The organism is Amphiplicatus metriothermophilus, from assembly GCF_900199215.1.
In the GTDB taxonomy this organism is placed as follows: domain Bacteria; phylum Pseudomonadota; class Alphaproteobacteria; order Caulobacterales; family Parvularculaceae; genus Amphiplicatus; species Amphiplicatus metriothermophilus.
Genome location: NZ_FZQA01000001.1, coordinates 893224 through 917186 on the forward strand (window position 1 = coordinate 893224; position 23963 = coordinate 917186).

Consider the following 23963-nt stretch of genomic DNA (forward strand, 5'->3'; position numbering starts at 1 on the left):
GCCGCGGCCCTTTTTGCGACGAAGCGAGGCGCGCCGGCGGCGAACGGCGCCGGCGCCTATCCGATCGATTCGACTGACGCGGCCAGACGCGCGAGGTCGGCCGGCGTCGACAGCCGATGGTCGCCGTCTCCGGTCAAGGTGACGAGGAGATCCGGAGAGCGGATCGTCTCGGCGAGGCGCATGGCGTGGCGCCAGGGAACGTCCGTGTCCTTCATGCCCTGTAGGATGCGCACGGGAACGGCGAGATCGATAGGCGCGCCGAGGACGCGATTGCGCCGGCCGTCCTCGATCAGCTTCCAGGTGACAACGTCCGGCTCGGGCGCGTAGTCGGACGGAAGCTCCAGCCTGCCTTCCCGTTCGAGCCGCGCGCGGTCGTCTTCATCGAGGCTGTTCCAGAACAGCTCTTCGGTGAAGTCCGGCGCCGGGGCGATATAGACGAGCCCGGCGAGGCGCTCGGGCCGCGCCCGCGCGAGCAGCGTCGCGATCCACCCGCCCATTGACGAGCCGACAAGGATCTGCGGCCCCGCAGTCAGCCCGTCGAGGACGGCGAGGGCGTCCGCCGTCCAGTCGGAGATGCAGCCGTCCTCGAACGCGCCGTCCGACGCGCCGTGTCCGGAATAATCGAAGCGCACATAGGTGCGCTCGCGCCGGCGCGCCCAGTCGGCGAGAAAGCTCGCCTTGGTTCCCGTCATGTCGGAACGAAAGCCGCCGAGCCAGACGACGCCAGGCCCAGCGCCCTCGACGCGCTCATAGGCGAGCCTGCCCTTGGGGCCGTCCATGTGCCGTGCGGCGATCATGCTCACGTCGCCTCCCCGCCGGATTTGCCGAAGGCTTTGTGCTATCAGTCGCGGCGCATGATGAAAACCTTGCGCCGCGCAAAGGCGCGCCAGGAAGGAGAAACCGAATGCTCGACCATGTCGGCCTCAGCGTCGCTGACTATCAGAAGTCGAAGGCTTTCTATGAGAAGGCCCTCGCCCCGCTCGGCTATCGTTTTCTCTTCGAGGTCCCGAAAGAGCACACGGGCGGAATCAGCGTCGGCGGATTCGGCGCGCCGCCCAAGCCGGAATTCTGGATCGACGGTTCGGGCAAGCCTTCGCCGAAGCTGCATGTCGCGTTCAGGGCCAGGGATCGCGCCGCGGTCGACGCCTTTTACGAAGCCGCGCTCAAGGCCGGCGGGCGCGACAACGGCGCGCCTGGTCTGCGCCCGCATTATCACGAGCATTATTACGGCGCTTTCGTGCTCGACCCGGACGGGCACAATATCGAGGCGGTCTGCCACGCGCCGCCTGAAGCTGACCGACGCGCCTGACGGGAAGGAGACAAGAGTTGGCGGGATTTGCGGCGACCGTCCTGCAGGTGATCCCGGCGCTCGACGCCGGCGGCGCCGAGCGCACGACGCTCGAGATCGCCCGCGCGATCGTGGAGGCGGGCGGGCGGGCGCTGACGGCGAGCCGCGGCGGGCGCCTCGCCGGCGAGATCGAGGCCGCCGGCGGGCGCGTCGTGTCCATGCCGGTCCATTCCAAGAACCCGCTGACCATCTGGGCCAATCGCGCCAGGCTGCTCGACCTGGTCCGGCGCGAGGGCGTGGACCTCGTTCATGCGCGCTCGCGCGCCCCGGCCTGGAGCGCCCTGTGGGCGGCGCGCGCGGCCGGGATTCCCTTCGTCACGACCTATCATGGGGCCTATCGGGCGAACGGCCCGCTCAAGCGGTTCTACAATTCGGCGATGGTCCGCGCCGATCTGGTGATTGCGAACTCCGCCTTCACCGCCGCGGCGATCCGCGCCCAGTACGATCTGCCGCCCGGCCGCCTTGCGGTGATTCCGCGCGGGGCCGATCTCGATCATTTCGATCCGGCAGGGGTTTCGCCTGAGCGGGTCGAGGCGCTGCGCCGCGCCTGGGGGCTGCCGGCGCGCGCGGCCATGTTCGCGCTGCTGCTGCCCGCGCGCCTCACCCCCTGGAAGGGCCATGAGACGGCGATCGCGGCGCTGGCGCGGATGGTGGTTAACGAACCGTCAAGCCGCGATGCTGGAAATCAGCCGGTTTTGCAGCTAATTTTCGCGGGGGGCGCGCAGGGGCGAGGCGATTACGCAGCCCGTCTGCGCGCGGAATGCGAAAAGCGTGGGGTGCGCTCCATGGTTCATTTTGTCGGCCACTGCGCCGACATGCCCGCGGCGTACGCGCTCGCCGACGTCGTGCTGGCGCCGTCGCTGCGTCCGGAAGCCTTCGGACGCACGGCCGTGGAAGCCGGCGCCATGGCGCGGCCGGTGATCGCGGCCGACCATGGCGGCGCGCGCGAGACCGTGATCGACGGCGAGACCGGCGTTCTGGTCCCGCCGAACGATCCCGAAGCGCTCGCCGACGCGATCCGCGAGATCGCCGCCATGCCTGCGCCGGCGCGCGCAAGAATGGGCGCGACGGCGCGCGCGCGCGTCGCGGAGAAATTCTCGACCGCCGCCATGTGCGCGGCGACGCTCGAGGCCTATCGCGCGCTTCTTGCGCGCCGCGCCGCGGCGCCGGCCGGACCGGCGTAAGAGGGAGGACGCATGTTCGGGCGTAGAGCGGAGCATATCCTCGTCATCGAGACCGGCGGGCTGGCCGCCTTCGTCGCCGCCGAGCCGGCGTTCGAGGCGATCCGCAACGCCCACCGCAAGGCGAAGATCAGCCTGCTGACCAAAGGCGGCCTGCAAAGGCTCGCCCGCGCCGCGCCCTATTTCGACCAGGTGGCGGCCGTGCCCGACTTTCGCGATCCCGAGACGCGAAAGGCTTTCATCCGTCAGCTCAAGAATGCGAAGTTCGCGCGGGTGTACGACCTTTCCGCCGACGAGGACGCGCGCCGTCTCCACGCCGCGATGGGTCCATTCCGCCCGAAATGGCTGTCGGCTGAGCCGCCGGCGCGCCCGCGCCGGGGCGAGGGGACGCGCGCGCCGTCGCTGCCCGACCTGGCCCCGCTTTACGCCGGCGCCGGGTTTCAGCCGGCCGCGCGCCTGCCGGACTGCGCCTGGGCGCACGCCGCGCGCAAGGATGCGGCCAACATGCAGCCCTCCTGGTTCGGCGTCTCGGGCGCGTTCGGGCTGCTGCTGCCGGGGCTGAACGAGGCGCTGCGCTGGCCGGCGCCCAATTACGCAAAACTTGCGCGCATCATGGCGCGCGCCCATGTCATGCCGGTGCTGGCCGGCGGCAAGGATCTGCACGCTTTCGGAGACGCCGTCGCCCATGAGGCGCCGGAAGTGGTGGACCTGTCCGGCAAGACCGACCACCTCCAGCTCGCCGCGCTCGCCCATGAGGCCTGCTTCTTCGTCACCGATCACGCCGAAGAAGCCCACCTCGCCATGAGCGTGGGCTGCGCCGGCGTGTTGATCCGCAAGCCGGGCCAGCCGGCGCCGGCCTGCGAAGGCCGCGACGTCGTGCTTATCAACGCCCGCGACAGCCTCGCCGACGCCGATCCCGACTTCGTATGGCGCACCCTGAAGAGCATGGGTCTCGTACCCGACGAACGCAGCGCCCGCGCTGCGGCGGTCTCATGACGCGTCGGTTGATCGGGATGGGGAATTGACTATAAATCGCCAGCCGCGTCGCGCCGGGGACGGCTTCGTCCGCCGGAGGGCGCGCGCTGTCATCCGGCCCTATTCCGGTTCGAAGCTGCTGATGGAGATGGACATATAGCCCGCAGACCTATCGCTCCCGCCGCGCCGAAAAACGACGGCCCCCGGGTCAACGACCAAATCCGCGTCCCGCAGGTGCTGCTGATCGACGAAACCGGCGAAAAGCGCGGCGTCGTGCCTACCCGCGAAGCCCTTGAGATCGCCATTCAGGCGGGGCTCGATCTCGTCGAGGTGTCGCCCAATTCGCAGCCGCCGGTCTGCAAGATCCTCGATTACGGCAAGTTCAAATACCAGCAGCAGAAGAAGAAGGCCGAAGCCAAGAAGAAGCAGAAGGTCGTCGAGATCAAAGAGATCAAGATGCGGCCGAATATCGACCAGCACGATTATGAGGTCAAAACGCGCGCCATCCGCCGCTTCTTCAGCGAGGGCGACAAGGTGAAGGTGACCTTGCGCTTCCGCGGCCGGGAAATGGCCCATCAGGAGCGCGGGCTCGAGCTTCTGCAGCGCGTGCAGGCCGAGTTCGAGGAAATCGCGAAGGTCGAGCAGACGCCCAAACTCGAAGGCCGACAGATGATGATGGTGCTCGCGCCGCGCTGAGCGTGGGCCGTCGCTCTCCGGCGCGGCGATGCGCCTTCCATGATCCGAAGCGGCCTGGGCCGCTCCTCCGGGACGCCGGCCAGGCGGACCTGTTCTTTTTCTTTTCGAGAGGCGATCGCGCCTCTTACGACGCGCCGTTGATCGTCATGTGCCGGGCGCGCGCGGCGTGCTCGATGGCGCTCGCGCCGGCGTCGTCGACCTTGAGCGCGTCGCGGACGAGTTCGAGCACGCGGATCTCGGTGAGCTCGAGCCCTTCATCGGCGGTGATCACGTCCACCACGGCGGCATAGGCGGTCTCCGCGAGATGATCAGGCAGCGCCGCGGCCGCCGCGGCGAGCACCTTGTGCAGTCCGCCTTCCGACGACATCAGCCTGCCGCAGGATTCCGCAGTCTCGACAAGGCCTGATTCGTCGGACCCGCTGAAAAGCGGAAAGGAGCGCACCACGCGGCCTATGGTCCTCAGCTCGCGGTCGGTGATCCGGCCGTCGGAGGCGGACGCCATCACCATGAGATAGATGATCGCTTCCTGGGGGGTGAGTTCGGCGACGCGTTCGGCTGGCATGAGAGTTACAGGTTGCAGGTTGGAGGGTGGAAAAGGTAGGTAGCGGCCTCGCATGGGATGAACGACCGCCGCCATCCTGTCAGCCTACAACCTGCAACCCGCAACCTGCAACCTCATGTCGTCCCGCGCCTTTTCGCCCGCCGATCTTTCCGCCGCCAGGTCCTGGCCGTTTCAGGAAGCGCGCGCGCTCGTCAAACGGCTGGAGCGCATGAAGGCCCCGGCGGACCGGCCGGTCGTCTTCGAAACGGGTTATGGCCCCTCGGGCCCGCCTCATATCGGCACCTTCGGGGAAGTGGCGCGCACCACCATGGTCCGGCGCGCCTTCGAGGCGCTGACGGGCCGGCCGTCGCGGCTCGTGTGCTTTTCCGACGACATGGACGGGATGCGGAAAGTTCCCCCGCACCTTCCCAATCAGGCGCTGCTTGAAAAGCATCTTCAGATGCCGCTCACCTCGGTCCCGGACCCCTTTGATGCGGAGCACTCCAGTTTCGCCCATCACAACAACGCGATGCTGCGGAAGTTCCTCGACCAGTTCGGCTTCGAGTACGAATTCCTGTCCGCCACGGAATGCTATCGGTCGGGAAAGTTCGACGAGACGCTCATACGCGTGCTTGAGCGATACGACGCGGTGATGGAGATCATCCTGCCGACCCTCGGCGAGGAGCGGCGCGCGACTTATTCGCCGATCCTGCCGATCTCGCCGTCGTCGGGGCGCGTTCTCTACGTGCCGATGCTCGAAATCGATCCCAAGGCCGGCGAAGTCCTCTTCGAGGATGAGGACGGAACGAAGGTCAAGACGCCGGTGACCGGCGGGCGCGCCAAGCTGCAATGGAAAGCCGACTGGGCTGGCCGCTGGTTCGCTCTGGGCGTCGATTACGAGATGGCGGGGGAAGACCTCACCGAGTCGGTCAGGCTTTCCTCGCGCATCGTCAGGGCCCTCGGCGGCGAACCGCCGGCGGGCTTCAACTACCAGCTCTTTCTCGACGAGAACGGCAAGAAGATCTCGAAGACCAAGGGCAACGGCATCACCATCGAGGAATGGCTCGCCTACGCCTCGCCGGAGAGCCTGTCGCTGTACATGTTCCACAATCCCAAGGCGGCCAAGAAGCTTTATTTCGACGTCATCCCGAAGGTCGCCGACGAATATCTGACCTGGCTGCAGAAGTACCCTTCCCAGGAAGGGGCGGCCGCGCTCGACAATCCGGTCTGGCACATTCACGAAGGCGATCCGCCTACGGATATATCGCCTGTCTCCTTTGCGCTCCTGCTCAATCTCGTCAACGCGACGGGAACGGGCGATCCTGAAATTTTGCGCGGCTTCGTCGCCAAATACCGGCCGAACGCCAGCCCCGAAGCGCTGGCGGCGGCGGAAAAGCTCATCGGCTACGCGGCGCGCTATTACGAGGATTTCGTCAAGCCGAAAAAGCTTTACCGTGCGCCGAGCGAACAGGAGCGCGCGGCTCTTGCCGCTCTGTCGGCGCGCCTCAAGGAGATCGGCGAAGGCGCCGAGGAAGAGGTCTATCACACTGCGGCCTTCGACGCCGGCAAGGCGAACGGCTTCGAGAAGAACATCCGCGACTGGTTCAAGGGCCTTTACGAGGTCCTGTTCGGCCAGCCGGAAGGCCCGCGCATGGGCCCGTTCGTCCGCATTTACGGCACGGCGAACACCGCGAAGCTGATCGACGAGGCGCTGGCGCGCTAGAGGTTACAGCAGGCAGGGCGCAGGTTGCGCCGCGCCTGGATAAGCGTCCGGCGACCTGCCGCCTTAACCTTGTCTGTTCGGCTGCGGCGTCACGCGCAGATAAGGCTTGATCTCCTTCCAGCCCTTCGGAAAGAGCTTTTCCATTTCCGCCTTGTCAGTCAGACTCGGCACGATGATGCAATCGTCGCCATCCTTCCAGTTGACCGGCGTCGCCACCTTGTAATTATCCGTAAGCTGAAGACTGTCGATCGCCCGCAGGATCTCGCGGAAGTCCCGTCCCGTCGAGGGCGGATAGGTGATGGTGAGCCTCAGCTTCTTGTTCGGGTCGATCACGAACACCGCGCGCACGGTGATGTTCGCCGCCGCGTCCGGGTGGATCATGCCGTAGAGCTTCGAGACCTTCATGTCCGGGTCGCCGAGGATCGGATACCAGATGTCGGCCTTCTGGGTTTCCTCAATGTCGGCGATCCATTTCTTGTGATCTTCGACCGAATCCACGGAAAGCGCGATCACCTTGACGTTGCGTTTCTCCCACTCTTCCTGGAGTTTCGCGACCTCGCCGAGCTCGGTCGTGCACACCGGCGTGAAGTCCTTCGGATGGCTGAAAAGCACCGCCCACTTGTCGCCGATCCATTCATGAAAGCGGATCGGGCCGTGGGTCGAGTCTTGGGTGAAGTCAGGGACGGTCTGTCCAAGCAGCAGAGTCATGAGGGTTTCTCCCGAGATGGCGCGCAGCCCGCGCGGCCGCGCCTGGCTGTTCGTTGCACGCCGGCAACATAGTATGTCCTTCTCGCGGCCTAAAGGGCTTTAGCGCTTGCGCGCGCCGACGCGGCCTTAGGGGAGGCGCCCGCGCGGCGTTTCGAATCAGCCGGAAAGCGCGGACGTGCGCGCCGCGCCTTCCCACGAGACCTTTCACGCCTGCGCGAGCCTGCGGCGCGAAATTTTTCATCGAGGCGAAACCGGCGCGCAATCAGCCGCTTAGGGGCCGCATTTGCGCGATGGGCCGCATACGGCGCAAAGGGCCTGTCGCAACGCCGCCTTATTGTTGTTACAATATCCCGCGAGTGACGGAATATTAAGAGCCCATCCGTTAACCTTGGAAGCGCCCGCCCGGCGAGGCGGGCGGGGCGAGGGGGAAGGCGGCGGAGAGACCGGCGGGAAACCGGTCCGAAGACAGCGGGAGACGACGCACGGGAGCGATTGCGACGCTGAAACAGCCGCAGGGTTTCGATGACGCGTAGCGTGGATCACTGGACGGACACGGGGCCGCGACGAATGCGGGAAGGGCCTTGCGTCTTGGCGCGGCGAGACCACATCATGGGTATGCCGGCTTCCGCCGCGCAGGACGCCAGAACACCCGTGAGGGCGACGCAGAAGATCGGAATATGGGATTTCGGCTCCGCCGCCTTGGGGGCGCGGGCCGGAGAAGAGACGAAGGGGGCGCGCGCTGGCCGGCAGGTCGCGCGCGCTTTGACTTTTCGGACTTGGCGCGCCCGCGCCATCAGCGCGGCGCATGGCGGCGACGAAACGAAGAACGGTTCCGGCCGGAAGGCCGGCCGGCTCTTCAAACGAGGTGAGTGAGCGCAAATGACCGGTGGTGAAAATCTCGACGTGTTCGATCTCTTTTCGGAGAGCTACACCCGCGTGAAGCAGGAGGCCATGAGCCTGCGCGACTATCTGCTCGCGGCGCGCGACGATCCGATGATGTACGCGACCCCGGCAGAGCGGATGATCGCCGCCATCGGCGAACCGGAGCTCGTGGACACCTCGAAGGACCCGCGCCTGTCGCGCATCTTCTTCAATCGCACCATCCGCCGCTACAAGGCGTTTGAGGGCTTCTACGGCATGGAGGACACGATCGAGCGGATCGTGTCCTACTTTCGCCACGCCGCTCAGGGCCTCGAGGAAAAGCGCCAGATCCTGTATCTGCTCGGGCCGGTCGGCGGCGGCAAGTCCTCGCTCGCCGAACGCCTGAAGGAGCTGATGGAGCTCAATCCGATCTACGTGCTCAAGGCGGGCGACGAAATTTCGCCGGTCTTCGAAAGCCCGCTCGGCCTGTTCCAGTCCGAGGAGCTCAAATCGCTGCTCGAGGACAAATACGGCGTCGACCGGCGCCGGCTTGAGGGCGTGATGAGCCCGTGGGCGGTCAAGCGCCTCGACGAGTTCGGCGGCGACATCTCGAAATTCGAGGTGGTGCGCCTGTTCCCCTCGAAGCTGCGCCAGATCGCCATCTGCAAGACCGAGCCGGGCGACGAGAACAACCAGGACATTTCGGCGCTCACCGGCAAGGTCGACATCCGCAAGCTTGAGCATTTCAGCCAGTCCGATCCCGACGCCTATTCCTATTCGGGCGGGCTGTGCCGGGCGAACCAGGGGCTTCTCGAATTCGTCGAGATGTTCAAGGCGCCGATCAAGGTGCTGCACCCGCTGCTGACCGCAACCCAGGAAGGCAACTATATCGGCACCGAGTCGCTCGGGCCCATTCCGTTCCAGGGCGTCATCCTGGCGCATTCGAACGAGGCCGAATGGCAGCTCTTCCGCAACAACAAGAACAACGAGGCTTTCCTCGACCGAATCTGCGTCATCAAGGTGCCTTACTGCCTGCGGGTCACCGAGGAGCGCCAGATCTACGAGAAGCTGCTGCGCAATTCCGAACTCGCAAGCGCGCCCTGCGCGCCGGAGACGCTCGACCTGCTTGCGCGCTTCTCGGTGCTCACGCGCCTCAAGGAGCACGAGAACTCGACGCTCTACTCGAAGCTGCGGGTTTATGACGGCGAGAAGCTGAAGGACACCGATCCCAAGGCGAAATCGCTGCAGGAATATCGCGACGCGGCCGGCATCGACGAAGGCATGGACGGCGTCTCGACCCGCTTCGCCTATAAGGTGCTCTCCGAGACCTTCAATTTCGACACCGAGGAGGTCGCCGCCGACCCGGTGCACATGATGTACGTGCTCGAGCAGGCGATCAAGCGCGAGCAGTTTCCCGAGGAGGAAGAGAAGAAATATCTCGACTTCATCAAGTCGGAGCTGTCGGCCCGCTACGCCGAATTCATCGGCAAGGAGATCCAGAAGGCCTATCTCGAAAGCTACGCTGAATACGGCCAGAATCTCTTCGACCGGTATATCGCCTATGCGGACGCCTGGATCGAGGACCAGGACTACAAGGACCCGGACACGGGCCAGCTTCTCGACCGCGCCACGCTCGATCAGGAGCTGTCGAAAATCGAAAAGCCGGCGGGCATCGCCAATCCGAAGGACTTCCGCAACGAGGTCGTGAAGTTCACCCTGCGCGCGCGGGCGGCCAATCAGGGCCGGAACCCCGCCTGGACCTCCTACGAGAAGCTGCGCAACGTCATCGAAAAGCGCATGTTCAGCCAGGTCGAGGACCTGCTGCCCGTCATCTCCTTCGACTCCAAGAAGGACTCCGAGACCGAGAAGAAGCACGAGAATTTCGTCTCGCGCATGGTCGAGCGCGGTTACACTCCGCGTCAGGTCCGCCGGCTCGTCGAATGGTACATGCGCGTGAACAAGGCGGGCTAAGGAGGTTGCAGAGCGCGGATTGCAAGGGGCAGGCTATGTGCAGCGTCTTCGATCTCTGCAACCTGCGAACTGCGGCCTGCAACCTATGAACAAGTTCCACTTCATCGACCGGCGCAAGAATCCGAAAGGCAAGTCGCTCGGCAACCGCCAGCGCTTCCTGCGCCGCGCGCGCGCGCAGATCAAGGAGGCGGTGCAGAAATCGCTGCGCGACCGCTCGGTCTCGGATCTCGATCGCGGCGAGAAAATCTCCATTCCCGCGAAATCGACCGCCGAGCCGCGCTTTCGTCTCGACCCGGAGACCGGCCGCCGCGAGATCGTCCATCCCGGCAACAAGGAGTTCACGACCGGCGACCGCATCAAGAAGCCGCCCAAGGGCGGCGGCAAGGGCCGCGGCAAGGACGCCGCCGATTCCGGCGACAGCGAGGACGAATTCCAGTTCACGCTCACGCAGGAGGAGTTCCTCGACATCTTCTTCGAGGACCTGGAGCTGCCCAATCTCGTCAAGCGCTCGCTCAAGGAGATCCGATCGACCGCGTACCGGCGCGCCGGCTTCACCGTCGCCGGCTCGCCCAACAATCTCAATCTCATCCGCACCATGCGGAACGCGCATGGCCGCCGGCTCGCCCTCAAGCGGCCCACGACGCGCGAGGTGAACGCGCTCAAGGAACGTCTGTTCGAGCTCGAGCGCGTCTTCGACCCGAGCGAGGAAGAGATCGCCGAGAAAAAGGCGCTGATCGCGAAGCTTGAAGAAATGGAGCGCCGCCGCCGCTGGGCGCCGTTCATCGACCCGCTCGACGTGCGCTACAACGCCTTCGAGCCGACGCCGGTGGAGACGACTGCGGCCGTCATGTTCTGCCTGATGGACGTCTCCGGGAGCATGGGCGAGCGCGAGAAGGATCTCGCCAAACGCTTCTACATGCTGCTCTATCTGTTCCTGAAGCGCCGCTACGAGCGGGTGGAGGTGGTGTTCATCCGGCACACCCACCACGCCGAGGAGGTGGACGAGGAGACTTTCTTCTATTCGCGCCAGTCGGGCGGCACCGTGGTGTCGACTGCGCTCGAAAAAATGCTGGAAGTGCAGAAGGAACGCTTCCCCGCGAGCGAGTGGAACATCTATGTGGCGCAAGCCTCCGACGGGTTCACGCAATCGGGCGACGCCCAGCGCTGCGTCGAGATACTCGACCAGGACGTCATGCCGATCTCCCAGTATTACGCCTATATCGAGATCCTAGACGAGCGCGAGCTCGAGGTCTTCTCCGACGCCGATTCCGGCGCCGAGCTGTGGCGGGCCTATCGCACCTTCGCGCCGAAATGGCCCAACTTCGCGCAGACCCGCATCGCGCGCCCGCAGGACATCTTCCCCGTGTTCCGCGAGCTGTTCTCGAAGGACTCGAGGGAGGCGGCGTGAGCGCGATTCGGATCATAAGACTCCCCGGCGGATCTCGCCCGGCGATGGGGCTCCGCCCCGGTCGGCGGAGAAGAGTCCGTTCCTGGCGCATGCGGACCGGGAGGGGCGCATGAGCGTCGAGACCCGCAACCCTGGGCTTCTTTTCGCCGACTCCGACTGGGATTTCGATCGGCTGAAGCGGACCTATGACGCGATCGAGGACATTGCGCTGGGCGACCTCGGCCTCGACGTCTATCCGAACCAGATCGAGATCATCTCGTCGGAACAGATGCTCGACGCCTATTCGAGCCACGGCATGCCGTTGATGTACAAGCACTGGTCGTTCGGCAAGCGCTTCGCGCGCGACCAGATTCGCTACCAGAAAGGTTATCAGGGGCTCGCCTACGAGATCGTCATCAATTCGAGCCCCTGCATCTCCTATCTCATGGAGGAGAACACCATGACGATGCAGACGCTCGTCATGGCGCACGCCTGCTTCGGGCACAACCACTTCTTCAAGAACAATTATCTGTTTCGTCAGTGGACAGATGCAGAAGGCATTCTCTCCTATCTCGACTTCGCCAAGAAGTACGTCGCGAAATGCGAAGACGAATACGGCCCCGCCGAAGTGGAGACGATCCTCGACTCCGCCCATGCGCTGATGGATCAGGGCGTTTTCCGATACGCCCGTCCGCCGCGCCTTTCCGAGGCGGACAAGCTGGCGAAAGCCGCCGCGCGCGCCGACTACGAGCAGAAGACCTTCAACGACATCTGGCGCACCCTGCCGAATACGGACGAGCCGGAAGACGACAAGGAAGAGCGCCAGCAGGAGGTCCGGAACATCAAGCTTCCGGAGGAGAATCTTCTCTATTTCATCGAGAAGGCGAGCCCGGTTCTCAAGCCCTGGCAGCGCGAGCTGGTGCGCATCGTGCGCAACATCGCGCAGTATTTCTATCCCCAGAAGCAGACCAAGGTGATGAATGAAGGCTGCGCGAGCTTCGTCCATCATTACATCATGAACGCGCTCTACGATCGCGGCCTTATCGGCGAGGGCGCGATGATGGAGTTTCTCCACTCCCATTCGGCCGTCGTGTTCCAGCCCGAATTCGACGATCCGCGCTATTCCGGCATCAATCCGTATGCGCTCGGCTTCTCCATGATGCAGGACATCAGGCGCATCTGCGAGGAGCCGACCGAAGAGGATCTCGAGTGGTTCCCCGAGATCGCCGGGTCGAAGGACTGGCGCTCGGCGCTAAAAACAGCGTGGGCGGAGTTTCGCGACGAAAGCTTCATTCTGCAATATCTCTCGCCCAACGTGATGCGGAAGATGCGGCTTTTCGCCGTCGAGGACGACGCTGAAGACACCCATGTGGAGGTCTCGGCGATCCACGACGAGTCCGGCTTCCGGGCGCTGCGCGCGCGCCTCGCCGCGCAGTACGATCTCGGCATGCACGAGCCGAACATTCAGGTCGTCTCCGCCGATCTCGACGGCGACCGCATGCTGACCCTGAAGCACACGATGCACGCCGGCCGCAAGCTCGATCCCAAGACGCGCGACGACGTCCTGTGGCACGTCCACAACCTCTGGGGCTTCCCGGTGAAGCTTGAGGAAGAAGAGGCGTAGGCGTCGCAAGGCCTGCCTTCCAGACGCGCTATGCGTCCTTCTTGTCCCGGCCGAAATTCGGCGCGTCGGTCTCCTGGCCGGCCGCGACGATGGCGCGCCGGATCGCGCGCCCGCGGGTGAAGACCTTCTTCAGAGTCTCGCCGTCGCCCCAGCGGATGGCCCGCTGGAGCAGCGCGAGCTCTTCGGTGAAGCGGCCCAGCACTTCCAGAACCGCCTCGCGATTGTGGAGGAAGACGTCGCGCCACATGATCGGGTCGGAGGCGGCGATGCGGGTGAAGTCGCGAAAGCCGCCTGCGGAGTATTTGACGATCTCGGCCTCGGCCACCGACTCGAGATCGTCGGCCGCGCCGACCAGGGTGAAGGCGATGAGGTGGGGCAGATGACTCGTGATCGCGAGCGCGAGATCGTGATGCGCCGCGTCCATGACCTCCACATGCGAGCCGACGGCGCGCCACAGCGCCGCAGCCTTTTCGACCGCCGCGCGATAGGCCTCGTCCGTGCGATCGAGCGGGGTGAGAATGCACCAGCGCTGGCGGAAAAGCGTCGCGAAGCCCGCTTCCGGTCCGGACTGCTCGGTGCCCGCCACCGGGTGGCAGGGCACGAAAAGAACCTCCCGCCGCACCCGGCGCGCAGCTTCGGCGACCGCGCCTTTCACCGAGCCGGTGTCGACGACGAGAGCGCCGTTTTCGGCATGGGCGTGCGCCTCCGCGCACAGCGAGTCGATCGCGCCCACGGGCGTCGAAAGAATGACGAGATCGGCGCCCTTGACGGCCTCGGCGAAGCTCTCCGCCGTCTCGTCGACGACGCCGAGAGAGAGGGCGCGCGCGCGGACATCCGCGTCGAGATCGAAGCCGGCGATGCGCTCGGCGAGGCCGCCGGCGCGCATCGCATGGGCGAGCGACGCGCCGATGAGGCCGATCCCGATCACGGCCGCGCGGCGGAATTTCAGGGCGTCGCTCGTCTCGGTCATGGGGCGAAAATCTCCGACAGAAGCGCGATGAACCGGCGGTTGGCCTCGGCGGGGCCGATGGAGACCCGCAATCGGTCCGGCAGTCCGTAGGCGTCCATTTCGCGCGCGATCACGCCGCCGGCCTTGAGGCGCGCGGCGACTTCCTTTGCGGTCCTGCCGGGCTCGTCAGGGAACCGCACGAGGATGAAGTTCGCGACGCTCGGCTGGAAGTAAAGGCCCAGCCCGCCGAGCTGCTGGGCGAGCCAGTCGCGCTCGCGCCGGTTGTGCTCGCGATTGCGGCGAATGAACGCCTTGTCGGCGACCGCCGCCGCGCCGGCCGCGAGCGCCGGCGCGCTGACGTTAAACGGTCCGCGAATGCGGTTGAGAATGTCGGCGACCGCCGGCGGACAATAGGCCCAGCCGAGGCGCAGGCTCGCGAGCCCGTAGATCTTGGAAAAGGTCCGCGTCATGACGACATTGTCGCCCTCGTCGACAAGCGCCGCGCCGGGCTCGTAATCGGGCGCGTCCATATACTCCGCATAGGCTGCGTCGAGGACGAGCAGCACGTCCTCGCGCAGGGCCTCGCGCAGACGGCGCACCTCGCTCGCGGCGATATAGGTTCCCGTCGGGTTGTTCGGATTGGCGAGAAAGACGATGCGGGTCGACTCGTCCACCGCCGCGAGGATCGCGTCGACGTCTGCGACGAGCGCCGGCTCCGGCGCGAAGCGGATTTCCGCCCCGCAGGCCTTCGTCGCGATGGCGTAGACGAGAAAGCCGTGTTGCGTCTGCACGGCGCTGTCGCCCGGCCCGAGATAGGCGCGCGCGAGAAGCTGGAGAAGCTCGTCCGATCCCGCCCCGCACACGATCCGCGCCGGGTCGAGGCTATAGGCCGCGCCGATGGCCGCGCGCAGGCCGCCCGCCGCGCCGTCGGGATATTCATGGAGCGCCCCGGCCGCCGCCTTATAGGCCTCGACGGCCCGGGGCGAGGGGCCCAACGCGGACTCGTTCGAGGATAGCTTGTAGACTTTTCCCGCGCCCGGCGCATGCGCGCCGCCCGGAACGTAAGGCGCGATGTCGAGAATGCCGGGGCGCGGCGTCGGCGCGACCATAAGATGCGTCTTTCCGTCAAGCAAACCGCGTGGGTATAGCCGCGCGGCGCGGCGCGCTTCAAGGCGCGCCTTTCGCGCGCGAGGCGGCGGGCTGGGCGGGTCGGGGCCGCAACGGTCCGGCGACAAGGCGGCGGGCGCGCTGGACCTGGCCGACCGGCGCCAGGAGCTCCTTGGCGGCCTCGACCATCAGCACCCCGCTGAGCCCCGGCCACAGGCGCGAGCCCGCTCGCTCCCATGCGGCCGCCGCCCGCAGAAGGAACCGCGCGCCATAGGGCGGAAAGTAGAGCGCGCCGCTCCAGGCGAGCGGGCGGAACATGGTCTCGGCGAGCAACGCGTCGAGCTGGCGCTTGAGCCAGGGTCGGCCGGCGGCGAAAGGCGTCGTCTCAACCATCGACCACAGCCCCCGGCGGTGGGCCGCCACGATGATGACCCGCCCGCCATTGGCGAGCACGCGCCAGGCCTCGCGCATCAGCCGGCGCGGCGCCGAGGCTTCTTCGAGCCCGTGAACGATCAGCAGCCGGTCGATGGATACGTCCGGCAGCGGCCAGAACGCCTCGTCGACGAGGGCGGTCAGGTTTCGCCCGTCCGCCGGCCAGCGCATCGCGCCCTGCGCGTCGGGCGCCAGATGCAGCACGCGCTCGGCCGCGTCGAACGCGCTCAGAAAGGGACTCGCATAGCCGAAGCCCGCCACGCGCAGGCGCGCCGCCTCGCCCCAGGCCTCGGCGAGCCGCGCCGCGATGAAATCCCGCGCCGCCGCGCCGAGCGGGCTCTCATAGAAGCGGTGCAGGTCGAGAATGTCGGTGCGCATGAAGGGGTTACGGTGTTAGGTTTTAGGCGTCAGGGCGCGCAGGAAATTTCGCGCTGTTCTCTAATACCGCAAACCCGAAACCTGAAACCGCATCGATGCCGATTGAAATCCGCCAGTTTCCCTGCCTTTCGGACAATTACGGCTATCTCGCGCGGGACGCGGAGACCGGCGCCGTCGCCGCGGTCGACACGCCCGACCCGGCCGCCATTAACGCCGCGCTGGAGAAGGAGGGCTGGCGGCTCACCCATATCCTCAACACCCATTGGCATCCCGACCATGCGGGCGGCAATCTTGCGCTCAAGGAGAAATGGGGCTGCGAGATTATCGGCCCGCGGGCCGAAGCGGCGAAGATTCCGGGCCTCGACCGCATGGTCGGCGAGGGCGACATTGTCTCGCTCGGCGCCTCGAAGGCGCGGGTCTACGACACGCCGGGCCACACGCTCGGCCACATCGTCTATCATTTCGAGGACGACGGCGCGGCCTTCGTCGGCGACGCCATTTTCGCGATCGGCTGCGGGCGGCTGTTCGAGGGAACGCCGGCGCAGATGTGGGACTCGCTCTCGAAGATCGCCGCTTGGCCTGAAGACACGCGCCTTTACTGCGCCCATGAGTACACCCAGGCGAACGCGCGCTTCGCGCTTACGGTCGACCCGCACAACAGGGCGCTCGCCGAGCGCGCCGCCGCGGTCGACCGGCTGCGCGCGCAGGGGCTGCCGACCGTGCCGACGACCGTGGCGCTCGAACGCGCGACCAATCCGTTTCTGCGCGCGCGCGATGAGAAGCTTCAGGCCGTTCTCGGCATGACCGGCGCCGACCCGGTCGCCGTATTCGCGGAGGTCCGCAAGCGAAAGGACAGATTCTGAGTGAAAGGAAGGCGTTATGGCAGGCGAAAACCTGGAAGTTGTGCGGCGTATCTATCGCGCCTTCGCGCAAGGCGACATCCCGGCCGTTCTCGGGGCGATGAGTCCTGATATCGTTTGGAACGAAGCGGAGAATTTTCTCTACGCGGACGGTAATCCCTACAGGGGGCCTGACGCGGTGCTGAAGGGCGTATTCAAGCGGCTGGGCGAGGAGTGGGACGGATTCTCTGCAGATGCGGAGGAGCTTCTCGATGCCGGGGAGGTCGTGGTCGCGCTGGGCCGCTATCGCGGGACTTACAAGAAGACGGGCGCGAAGCTCGACGCTCAGTTCACGCATGTATGGCGGTTGAATGGCGGAAAGGCGGTCGGCTTCCAGCAATATACGGACACCTTGCAGGCCGCGCGCGCAGCGGAGGCGGCCTGAGAGAGCTTTTTCCGATGCGACCGCGGCCTTCGCTTAGGTTCGTTGGCGGAGGGCGCCTGAGCTTCAACGCCCCAGCATCGTCCAACACACGCTCGCGACCACGAGGGCGACGATGAAATTGAGCGCGACGCCTTCGCGCGCCATGCGCGCGATGGGAACCCGCCCCGTAGCGTAGACGATGGCGTTGGGCGCGGTCGCTACAGGGAGCATGAAGGCGCAGGACGCCGATATCGCCGCCGGAATCATCAAAAGCTCCGGCGCGAGGCCGGTTCCCGCCGCCACCGCTGCGAGCAGCGGCATAAGAAGGTTCGCCGTCGCCGTGTTCGAGGTGATCTCGGTCAGAAACGTCACCGACAGGCACAGGCCGAGGATCATGAAGAAAACCGGCGCGCCGGAAAGGCCCTGAAGTCCCTCGCCGATCACCGCGTCCAGCCCGCTCGCGCGGAAGGCCGCGGCGATGCAGATGCCGCCGGCGAACAGAAGCAGCATTCCCCAGGGAATGTCGCTTGCGCTTTTCCAGTCGAGCAGCGCGCCGCCGCGCCCGTTCGGGACGAGAAACATGGCGACGACGGCGAGCGTCGCCACCGTGGAATCGCCGGCCGCCTCGATTCCGAACAATCCAGCCCAGCCGCCGAAGGGCGCCGAACGGGTGATCCAGGCCAGGATGGCGACGGCGAAGACGATCAGCGTGCGCACTTCCTCCTTTCGCCAGGGACCCGGCTCGCGTAGCGCCGGCGCTTTGACGCCGCCCATGCTGCGCGTCAGCCACAAGGCCATCGCCGGCACGCCCAGCGCGACGACGGGGATGCCGATCCCCATCCATCGCGCGAACAGAAATTCCTCTCCGGTCGCCTTGAGATAGGCGTCTGCGAAGATGAGATTGGGCGGCGTGCCGATCAGCGTGCCGGTCCCGCCGAGCGAGGCCGCATAGGCGATGCCCAGCAGCAGCGGCGCGGCGAGCCTTGCGTCGTCGGTTCGCGCAAGGATGGCGAGCGCGAGCGTCGACAGCATCAGGGTCGTCGCAGTGTTCGAAATCCACATCGACAACAGCGCCGAGGCGATCATGAATCCGAAAACGACCCGCCGGCCCGAAAAGCCCACGATCCGGATCATGTAGAGCGCAAGGCGTTCATGCGCGCCGGATCGCTCCAGCGCCTTGGAGAGCATGAACGACGCCATCAGCAGCAGGATGACATAGCTTCCCAGCGCCGAGGCCGCCTCGCTCTGATCGAGCACGCCGGCCATCGGAAACAGCGCGAAGGGAACGAGCGAGGTCGCCGGGATCGGCAGGGCCTCCGTCACCCACCAGAAGGCGGTGAGGGCAGTGATCGCGGCGGTCCAGACGATCTTTTCCGGCTGGCCAGCGGCGTGGACGCCCAGCCAGACCAACGCGGCGAAGATCAGTCCGGCGAGAAGGCGTCCCCACTTCATAGCGCGCCAGTAAGAAGCGATTGGGCGCCCGAGTCCATATTGACAGGACTTCACGGGATTCTGACTGGCTGCGGCGGCGAAGACGGCTACGATTCGTTTTCAGGGCGACGGGGCGAGGGGAGGGATCATGGACGCGTTTCGCGCGATCGCCTGCGGCGTTTGCTTTCTTGTTGCGGCGACTTCGGGCGCTGTTGAGGCCGCGCCTGACGACGAGGCTTACGCGCTTTATCGCGCCGGCGCTTATGAGGCGGCGGCGAAGCGCGCGGTCGCGGCCGGCGGGACCGACAACCTCGTGCTCGCCGCGCGCGCCCTCAACGCCGCGGGCTACTTCGACGAAGATCGCAAAGGCGCCCGCCGGCTAGCCGGCCGCGCGCTCGATCACGCCGAGGCGGCGCTCGAAGCCGATCCCGACAATGTCGAGGCCCATCTGCAGGCGGGAATCAGCCTCGCCTTGCGCGGCGCGAACATGGCGCCGGTGCGCGCCTTCTTTCTGGGGCTGCCCGGGCGGGCGCGCCGGCATATAGACCGGGCGCTGGCGCTCGACCCGGATAATCCGTGGGCGTGGTCGACTTCGGCCGCCTGGCGGCTTGAAACGGCGCGGCGCGGCGGCGGCTCGGTTTACGGCGCTGATCCGGAGGAGGGGTTTCGCGAATTCATGAAAGCCCGCGCGCTGGAGCCTGACAACATCGCCATCGCCTATGAGTGCGCGTTGCGTCTGCTGGCGAGCGGTCGGCCGGAATGGCGCCCCGCGGCGCTCGAAGCGCTCGCGGCGGCCATGGAGGGGCGCCCGCAAACGGCGTTCGATGCGGGCGTGCAGGCGCGCGCCCGCTTGCTTTCCGAAGCCGTCGCCGTCGGGCCGGACGCCGAAGCGGCCTTTCTCGATGCGCAGCCGTAGAGAGGATCAGGGATGACGCGGTTCCTTTTTCTAATCCCTGATCCCTAGCTACTCCCGCCGGTTGCCGCCGCGCGCGCAGCGGTTTAGCGAGGCGGCATGACTGAGACCGCTTCGACCGTTCTCTATCGCCTTATCGCCGCCGAAGACTGGGCAACCGCGCAGGACTCCGGCGAGGTTCCGTGGAACGCCGACGATCGGCGCGACGGCTTCCTGCATCTTTCGACCGAAGCGCAGGCGCTGGAGACCGCGCGACGTCATTACGCCCATGTAGAGAACCTCTTGGCGCTTGAAGTCGACGCGGACCGGCTCGCCCATCCATTGCGCTGGGAGCTCGCGCCGAAGCGCGGCGAAAAGTTCCCTCATCTATACGGCCCGCTGCCAGTCGCCGCAGTGCGTCGCGTGCGCCGGCTCGCGCGCGACGCCGAAGGCGGCTTCCGCTTCGCCGACGAAGGGAGCGGCCGGTGAGGCCGCCCGTCTTTCTCGCCGACGCGGCCGCGCGGGCGCTGCGCCTTCTCGATCCCGAAACCGCGCATCGGCTCACCGTGCGAGCGCTTGCCGCCGGCTTCGGTCCGCGCCCCGATATTCCGGCCGATCCGCGTCTTGAGACCAGCGTGGCGGGCCTGCGTTTCTCGAACCCGCTCGGACTCGCCGCCGGATTCGACAAGAACGCCGAAGCGGCCGACGCGATGCTCGATCTCGGCTTCGGCTTCGTCGAGGTCGGCGCTGTGACGCCGCGCCCGCAGCCGGGCAACCCGCGCCCGCGCGTCTTTCGGCTCACGGAGGATCTGGCGGTCGTCAATCGTTACGGCTTCAACAATGACGGCCTGGAGGCGGTCGCTGCAAGGCTCGCCGCCCGGGCGCGACGCGGCCCGAGGCGCGGCGTCGTCGGCGTCAATCTCGGCGTCAACAAGGACAGCGAAGACCGCGCCGGGGATTACGTCGAAGGCGTAAAGCGCCTTGAGGGGCTCGTCGATTTCTACACGGTCAACGTCTCCTCGCCGAACACGCCGGGGCTGCGCGCGCTGCAGGGCAAGACGGCGCTTGCGCGCCTGCTCGCCCAGACGCTCGCCGCGCGCGACGCCCTCAGGACGCCCGCCCCGGTGTTTCTCAAAGTCGCGCCCGATCTGACGGACGCGGACAAGGCCGACATAGCCGACTGCGCGCGTGCTTATGGGGTCGACGGACTCATCGTATCGAATACGACGATCGCCCGGCCCGAGGCCCTCAAAAGCCCTCGCGCGCGCGAGGCGGGCGGGCTTTCCGGCGCGCCTCTTTTCGGGCCTTCGACCGCGCTTCTGCGGGAATTTCGTCAGACGCTCGGCGACGCCGTTCCTCTCATCGGCGTCGGCGGGATTTTCTCCGCCCGGGACGCATATCGGAAAATTCTCGCCGGCGCTTCGCTCATACAGCTCTATACCGCGCTCGTTTATGAAGGGCCGGGGCTGGTTCGCCGCATTCTGAGGGAACTGCCGGGTTATCTCGCTGCGGACGGCTTCGCCCGTCTGCGCGAGGCTGTCGGCGCGGACGCGCGCTGAGTCAAGCGGCGGCGAAGCTGCGCGCGATGCGCGGCATGTAAAGGCCCAGGGTCGCGGCGCGAATGAGGAAATAGGCGGTGAACGCGGCCCAGAGCCCGTGATTGCCGAAATGTGCGGCGAGCCATAGCGAAGACAGGATGAAAGCCGGCGCGGCGAGAAACATGCTGTCGCGCATCTCGCGCGCCCTCGTTGCGCCGACGAAGACGCCGTCGAGCTGAAAGCCGATGACGACGACGAGCGGGCTCGCCGCGACCCAGGGCAGATAGCGCGACGCCGCCTCGCGAATCGCGCCTTCGGGCGTCAGGAACGCGATGATCGCCTCGCCGAACAGGCCGTAGGCGGCGGCGAAGGCGACGGCGATGCAGCCTGCGACGACGAAGGTGCGCCGCACGGCGGTGCGGTAGCGCTCAAGACCCGCCGCGCGGTCGCGCGCGCCGATCGCCTGGCCGACCAGGGCCTCGGCCGCGATGGCGGTTCCGTCGAGCGCCAGGCCGGTGAAAAGGAAGAGCTGCAACAGCGTCTGGTTCGCCGCCAGCGTTGCGTCGCCGAAAGCGCCGCCGCGCTGCACGAACCACGCGAAGGAGAAGGCGAGCAGGACCGTGCGCAGAAAAATGTCGCGGTTGACGGCGACGGTGCGGCGGATCTTCCCGATGCTGAACAAGGTTCCCGCGCCCGCCGGCAGGCGCAGGCCGCCACGCCGCGCCATCATGCGCGCGGCGAAGCCGGCCGCCAGGAGGAATCCCGCAATCTCCGCGATCAGGGTTCCCGCCGCGACGCCCCGCGCGCCCCAGCCGAGACCGACCGCGAACCAGTAATCGAGCGCGGCGTTGAGCCCGGTCATCGTCAGGCTGACGGCCATGAGACAGTCGGTGCGCCCCCGGCCCGAGAACCAGCCGAGCGCGGCGTAGGTCGCAAGCGCGAAAGGCGCGCCCCAGATGCGGATGTCGAAATAGCTCCGCGCCGCCTCGAGGGTCGCCGCGCTCGCCTGCGACTCGAAAGCGAGCGCGGCGAAAGCGCCCGCGCCCAGGGGAAGCTGCAACACGACGAGCGCGAGCCCGATGGCCGCCCCCAGCGTCGCTCCGCGATAGAGCGCGGCGCGGGTCTCCGCTTCGTCCTCGGCGCCGGCGGCCTGGGCGGCGAGGCCGGCCGTGCTCATGCGGATGAAGCCGAAGGTCCAGTAGGCGAGAGAGAAAATGACCGCGCCGAGTCCGACCGCGGCGATGTCGAGCGGCCTGTCGGAGCGGGCGAGCGCCCATACGTCGACGACTCCAAGCAGGGGCGTGGCCGAAGCGGCCAGCGACGCCGGCCAGGCGAGGCGCAGGATCTCGCCGTAGCTGACGGCGGGCCGGGCGGGCGCCGGACGAGGCGACGTCGCAAAAGGAGAGGGCGGCTCGGGGCTCATGATCGGCGGATGAAGACGCGGCGCAGGGCGATCGCGCCGGGCATAGCCGGGTCCGCGCCATTCGTCGACCGCCGGATTATCGCCTTCACGCGCCTTGCCAGCCGCGCCTGACTTCGCCGATGATCGGCCCGTGGCGGAAGACTGGCGAAAGTGGAAAACGCCGCCGGGCGGCACCGGCAACGAGTTCGACAACGCCGAGATCGGGGCGCTGGCGCATCTTTATCGCGGCGAGGTCTATCGCTCGACCATGTGGCGCACGCGGCTCGACGCCACCACCAACTGGTCGGTGGTGACCCTCGGCATCGCGCTGTCGGTGAGCTATGCCGACCCGTTGACCTCGGCCCTGCCGCTGCTGCTCGTCGGCATCCTGATCGTCATGTTCCTCATTCTGGAATCGCGGCGCTATCGCTATTTCAACGTCTGGCGGGCGCGCTGCCGCTGGATCGAGACGAATTTCTACGCGCCGCTGCTGTTGCGCTCGCACCGGCCCGACCCCGGCGAGTGGCAGGACGTTCTGGCCCGGGATTATCTGACCCCGCAATATCATATCGGCTTCTGGCGGGCCGTGGGCCGGCGGCTCAGACGCAATTACATGTGGATACTGAGCTTTCAGGCGGTCGCCTATTTCGGCAAGGTGATCGTCCATCCGACGCCGCTTTCGAGCGCGCAGGAGTTCTTCGCGCGCATGGCGGCGGGCCCCATTTCCGGCGAAGCGGTGCTCGCCGCGCTCGTCATCCTGCACGGCGCCTGGATCTGGCTGGCGATTTACACGCGCATTCTCGACAAGCGCGCCCACGGAGCGCGCGAAGGCGTGAGCGGGATGGGTTAGGCGCCCCTTCTTGCAGCGGCGAGCGCCTTTTTCAGCGCGGCGTTTTCAGCCTTCAGAGCCTCCATCTCCTCGCGCAGCGGCGCCAGCGCGGATTGAAGCTCTTCGATGGTGAAGCGTTGAGGAATGTGCTGCGGGCAGTTCCAGTCGAACCCGGCCACGGCGATGACGACGGCGCGTTCGGGCTTTGCGCGATAGCCAGGCGCAGACAGGCGGGCGACGAGGGCGGGATCGTCTTCGGCCTCGATCACGCGGGCGCGCCCGAAGACCTTCAGCCGCCGTCGATTGGCGTAGTCCATGAAAAACAGCGCGATACGGTCGTTCTTCGACAGATTGCCGACGGACAGATACTGCCGGTTGCCGCGAAAGTCGGCATAGGCGAGCGTCTTCGCGTCGAGAACCTGAACGAAGCCGGGAGGGCCGCCGCGAAACTGCACGTAAGGCCAGCCGGTTTCAGACGTCGTCGCCTGATAAAAGCCGTCGCGTTCAGCGATGAAGGCGCCCTCCGCTTCCCCGAGCGCATCCTGCGCCGGCGCGTCCGGCCGGAGACGCTTCGCATAGGAATCGGCCGAGCCCATCTCCCGCTGTTTGGCGAGGACGGCGTCGGTGAAAGCGATGTCGTAATAGGCGCGCGTCATGACGTCCTCCGCTCCGGATCGATCCAGGAGACCTGCGGCGCGCCCGCGAAACCGTCAACGGACGATGCGGT

At 66.6% G+C, this 23963-nt stretch carries 23 protein-coding genes; 14 read left to right on the top strand and 9 right to left on the bottom strand.

The features are described from left to right. Window positions 1-56 precede the first annotated feature (56 nt). The gene (locus CHB64_RS04380) at window positions 57-797 is read right to left on the bottom strand and encodes an alpha/beta hydrolase (protein WP_089411333.1); all 741 of its coding nucleotides are present in this window, start codon (window positions 795-797) and stop codon (window positions 57-59) included. 107 nt (window positions 798-904) lie between these two features. On the opposite strand from CHB64_RS04380, the gene CHB64_RS04385 reads away from it, so the two are divergent. From CHB64_RS04385 to infC, 4 genes are all read left to right on the top strand, one after another. Continuing rightward, the gene (locus tag CHB64_RS04385; RefSeq protein ID WP_089411334.1) at window positions 905-1309 is read left to right on the top strand and encodes a VOC family protein; all 405 of its coding nucleotides are present in this window, start codon (window positions 905-907) and stop codon (window positions 1307-1309) included. A 17-nt stretch (window positions 1310-1326) separates the two neighbouring features. After that, window positions 1327-2532 carry a glycosyltransferase family 4 protein gene (locus CHB64_RS04390; protein WP_200815214.1) on the top strand — a complete coding sequence of 402 codons (1206 nt, stop codon included), beginning with the start codon at window positions 1327-1329 and terminating at the stop codon, window positions 2530-2532. Between the two features lie 12 nt (window positions 2533-2544). Next, the gene (locus CHB64_RS04395; RefSeq protein WP_089411335.1) at window positions 2545-3525 is read left to right on the top strand and encodes a glycosyltransferase family 9 protein; all 981 of its coding nucleotides are present in this window, start codon (window positions 2545-2547) and stop codon (window positions 3523-3525) included. A gap of 150 nt (window positions 3526-3675) precedes the next feature. Continuing rightward, window positions 3676-4200, top strand: coding sequence for a translation initiation factor IF-3 (gene infC, locus CHB64_RS04400; protein WP_089411336.1), 525 nt, complete (start codon window positions 3676-3678; stop codon window positions 4198-4200). Between the two features lie 124 nt (window positions 4201-4324). Here the strand turns inward: infC and CHB64_RS04405 are convergent, their stop codons facing one another. Further along, entirely contained in the window at window positions 4325-4762 is a 438-nt protein-coding gene (locus CHB64_RS04405; protein WP_089411337.1) for a tellurite resistance TerB family protein, read from the bottom strand. 115 nt (window positions 4763-4877) lie between these two features. Between CHB64_RS04405 and CHB64_RS04410 the strand changes: the two genes are divergently transcribed. Beyond that, window positions 4878-6464 carry a lysine--tRNA ligase gene (locus CHB64_RS04410; protein ID WP_089411338.1) on the top strand — a complete coding sequence of 529 codons (1587 nt, stop codon included), beginning with the start codon at window positions 4878-4880 and terminating at the stop codon, window positions 6462-6464. A gap of 63 nt (window positions 6465-6527) precedes the next feature. Here the strand turns inward: CHB64_RS04410 and CHB64_RS04415 are convergent, their stop codons facing one another. After that, window positions 6528-7172: a peroxiredoxin gene (locus CHB64_RS04415; protein ID WP_089411339.1), complete on the bottom strand. Its 645-nt coding sequence runs from the start codon at window positions 7170-7172 to the stop codon at window positions 6528-6530. Between the two features lie 879 nt (window positions 7173-8051). On the opposite strand from CHB64_RS04415, the gene CHB64_RS04425 reads away from it, so the two are divergent. The 3 genes from CHB64_RS04425 (at window position 8052) to CHB64_RS04435 (ending at window position 13015) form a co-directional block, all read left to right on the top strand. Continuing rightward, window positions 8052-10004, top strand: a complete 1953-nt coding sequence (locus CHB64_RS04425; RefSeq protein WP_089411341.1) for a PrkA family serine protein kinase — start codon at window positions 8052-8054, stop codon at window positions 10002-10004. Window positions 10005-10089: 85 nt separating this feature from the next. Further along, window positions 10090-11412: a YeaH/YhbH family protein gene (locus CHB64_RS04430; RefSeq protein WP_089411342.1), complete on the top strand. Its 1323-nt coding sequence runs from the start codon at window positions 10090-10092 to the stop codon at window positions 11410-11412. 109 nt (window positions 11413-11521) lie between these two features. Continuing rightward, entirely contained in the window at window positions 11522-13015 is a 1494-nt protein-coding gene (locus CHB64_RS04435) for a SpoVR family protein (RefSeq protein WP_089411343.1), read from the top strand. A 28-nt stretch (window positions 13016-13043) separates the two neighbouring features. Here CHB64_RS04435 and CHB64_RS04440 read toward each other — a convergent pair whose 3' ends face one another. From CHB64_RS04440 to CHB64_RS04450, 3 genes are read right to left on the bottom strand one after another with little or no spacing between them, the layout of a single operon-like run. Beyond that, window positions 13044-13985: a prephenate/arogenate dehydrogenase family protein gene (locus CHB64_RS04440; protein WP_089411344.1), complete on the bottom strand. Its 942-nt coding sequence runs from the start codon at window positions 13983-13985 to the stop codon at window positions 13044-13046. Further along, complete coding sequence (gene hisC / locus CHB64_RS04445; protein WP_089411345.1) at window positions 13982-15073, bottom strand: histidinol-phosphate transaminase; 1092 nt, start codon at window positions 15071-15073, stop codon at window positions 13982-13984. The genes CHB64_RS04440 and hisC overlap by 4 nt, the downstream gene beginning before the upstream one ends. 58 nt (window positions 15074-15131) lie before the next feature. Further along, window positions 15132-15881 carry a class I SAM-dependent methyltransferase gene (locus CHB64_RS04450; protein WP_089411346.1) on the bottom strand — a complete coding sequence of 250 codons (750 nt, stop codon included), beginning with the start codon at window positions 15879-15881 and terminating at the stop codon, window positions 15132-15134. A 95-nt stretch (window positions 15882-15976) separates the two neighbouring features. Here CHB64_RS04450 and gloB point away from each other — a divergent pair, with 95 nt between their 5' ends. Continuing rightward, window positions 15977-16744, top strand: coding sequence for a hydroxyacylglutathione hydrolase (gene gloB, locus CHB64_RS04455; protein WP_089411347.1), 768 nt, complete (start codon window positions 15977-15979; stop codon window positions 16742-16744). A gap of 16 nt (window positions 16745-16760) precedes the next feature. Beyond that, window positions 16761-17165: a nuclear transport factor 2 family protein gene (locus CHB64_RS04460; protein ID WP_089411348.1), complete on the top strand. Its 405-nt coding sequence runs from the start codon at window positions 16761-16763 to the stop codon at window positions 17163-17165. Window positions 17166-17228: 63 nt separating this feature from the next. Here the strand turns inward: CHB64_RS04460 and CHB64_RS04465 are convergent, their stop codons facing one another. Further along, window positions 17229-18596, bottom strand: a complete 1368-nt coding sequence (locus tag CHB64_RS04465) for an SLC13 family permease (RefSeq protein WP_089411349.1) — start codon at window positions 18594-18596, stop codon at window positions 17229-17231. A gap of 127 nt (window positions 18597-18723) precedes the next feature. Between CHB64_RS04465 and CHB64_RS04470 the strand changes: the two genes are divergently transcribed. The 3 genes from CHB64_RS04470 (at window position 18724) to CHB64_RS04480 (ending at window position 21026) form a co-directional block, all read left to right on the top strand. Beyond that, the gene (locus CHB64_RS04470) at window positions 18724-19491 is read left to right on the top strand and encodes a tetratricopeptide repeat protein (RefSeq protein ID WP_089411350.1); all 768 of its coding nucleotides are present in this window, start codon (window positions 18724-18726) and stop codon (window positions 19489-19491) included. 96 nt (window positions 19492-19587) lie between these two features. Continuing rightward, entirely contained in the window at window positions 19588-19956 is a 369-nt protein-coding gene (locus tag CHB64_RS04475; RefSeq protein WP_089411351.1) for a DUF952 domain-containing protein, read from the top strand. Beyond that, window positions 19953-21026: a quinone-dependent dihydroorotate dehydrogenase gene (locus CHB64_RS04480; protein ID WP_089411352.1), complete on the top strand. Its 1074-nt coding sequence runs from the start codon at window positions 19953-19955 to the stop codon at window positions 21024-21026. The genes CHB64_RS04475 and CHB64_RS04480 overlap by 4 nt, the downstream gene beginning before the upstream one ends. Window position 21027: 1 nt before the next feature. Here CHB64_RS04480 and CHB64_RS04485 read toward each other — a convergent pair whose 3' ends face one another. After that, window positions 21028-22428 (bottom strand): MATE family efflux transporter, encoded by a 1401-nt coding sequence (locus tag CHB64_RS04485; protein ID WP_089411353.1) that lies wholly within the window; start codon window positions 22426-22428, stop codon window positions 21028-21030. Window positions 22429-22558: 130 nt separating this feature from the next. Here CHB64_RS04485 and CHB64_RS04490 point away from each other — a divergent pair, with 130 nt between their 5' ends. Next, window positions 22559-23257 carry a DUF2270 domain-containing protein gene (locus tag CHB64_RS04490; protein ID WP_200815215.1) on the top strand — a complete coding sequence of 233 codons (699 nt, stop codon included), beginning with the start codon at window positions 22559-22561 and terminating at the stop codon, window positions 23255-23257. Here the strand turns inward: CHB64_RS04490 and CHB64_RS04495 are convergent. Next, a complete protein-coding gene (locus CHB64_RS04495; RefSeq protein ID WP_089411354.1) occupies window positions 23254-23892 on the bottom strand; it encodes a pyridoxamine 5'-phosphate oxidase family protein in 639 nt (212 codons plus the stop codon). The two genes, CHB64_RS04490 and CHB64_RS04495, sit on opposite strands and share 4 nt — an antisense overlap. Window positions 23893-23963 lie beyond the last annotated feature (71 nt).

Excerpts from the sequence above, each read along its gene's own strand:
- CHB64_RS04380 (WP_089411333.1), bottom strand. The coding sequence starts at position 797 with ATGATCGCCGCACGGCACATGGACGGCCCCAAGGGCAGGCTCGCCTAT.
- CHB64_RS04385 (WP_089411334.1), top strand. The coding sequence starts at position 905 with ATGCTCGACCATGTCGGCCTCAGCGTCGCTGACTATCAGAAGTCGAAG.
- CHB64_RS04395 (WP_089411335.1), top strand. The coding sequence starts at position 2,545 with ATGTTCGGGCGTAGAGCGGAGCATATCCTCGTCATCGAGACCGGCGGG.
- CHB64_RS04405 (WP_089411337.1), bottom strand. The coding sequence starts at position 4,762 with ATGCCAGCCGAACGCGTCGCCGAACTCACCCCCCAGGAAGCGATCATC.
- CHB64_RS04410 (WP_089411338.1), top strand. The coding sequence starts at position 4,878 with ATGTCGTCCCGCGCCTTTTCGCCCGCCGATCTTTCCGCCGCCAGGTCC.
- CHB64_RS04415 (WP_089411339.1), bottom strand. The coding sequence starts at position 7,172 with ATGACTCTGCTGCTTGGACAGACCGTCCCTGACTTCACCCAAGACTCG.
- CHB64_RS04425 (WP_089411341.1), top strand. The coding sequence starts at position 8,052 with ATGACCGGTGGTGAAAATCTCGACGTGTTCGATCTCTTTTCGGAGAGC.
- CHB64_RS04430 (WP_089411342.1), top strand. The coding sequence starts at position 10,090 with ATGAACAAGTTCCACTTCATCGACCGGCGCAAGAATCCGAAAGGCAAG.
- CHB64_RS04435 (WP_089411343.1), top strand. The coding sequence starts at position 11,522 with ATGAGCGTCGAGACCCGCAACCCTGGGCTTCTTTTCGCCGACTCCGAC.
- CHB64_RS04440 (WP_089411344.1), bottom strand. The coding sequence starts at position 13,985 with ATGACCGAGACGAGCGACGCCCTGAAATTCCGCCGCGCGGCCGTGATC.
- hisC (WP_089411345.1), bottom strand. The coding sequence starts at position 15,073 with ATGGTCGCGCCGACGCCGCGCCCCGGCATTCTCGACATCGCGCCTTAC.
- CHB64_RS04450 (WP_089411346.1), bottom strand. The coding sequence starts at position 15,881 with ATGCGCACCGACATTCTCGACCTGCACCGCTTCTATGAGAGCCCGCTC.
- gloB (WP_089411347.1), top strand. The coding sequence starts at position 15,977 with ATGCCGATTGAAATCCGCCAGTTTCCCTGCCTTTCGGACAATTACGGC.
- CHB64_RS04460 (WP_089411348.1), top strand. The coding sequence starts at position 16,761 with ATGGCAGGCGAAAACCTGGAAGTTGTGCGGCGTATCTATCGCGCCTTC.
- CHB64_RS04465 (WP_089411349.1), bottom strand. The coding sequence starts at position 18,596 with ATGAAGTGGGGACGCCTTCTCGCCGGACTGATCTTCGCCGCGTTGGTC.
- CHB64_RS04470 (WP_089411350.1), top strand. The coding sequence starts at position 18,724 with ATGGACGCGTTTCGCGCGATCGCCTGCGGCGTTTGCTTTCTTGTTGCG.
- CHB64_RS04475 (WP_089411351.1), top strand. The coding sequence starts at position 19,588 with ATGACTGAGACCGCTTCGACCGTTCTCTATCGCCTTATCGCCGCCGAA.
- CHB64_RS04485 (WP_089411353.1), bottom strand. The coding sequence starts at position 22,428 with ATGAGCCCCGAGCCGCCCTCTCCTTTTGCGACGTCGCCTCGTCCGGCG.
- CHB64_RS04495 (WP_089411354.1), bottom strand. The coding sequence starts at position 23,892 with ATGACGCGCGCCTATTACGACATCGCTTTCACCGACGCCGTCCTCGCC.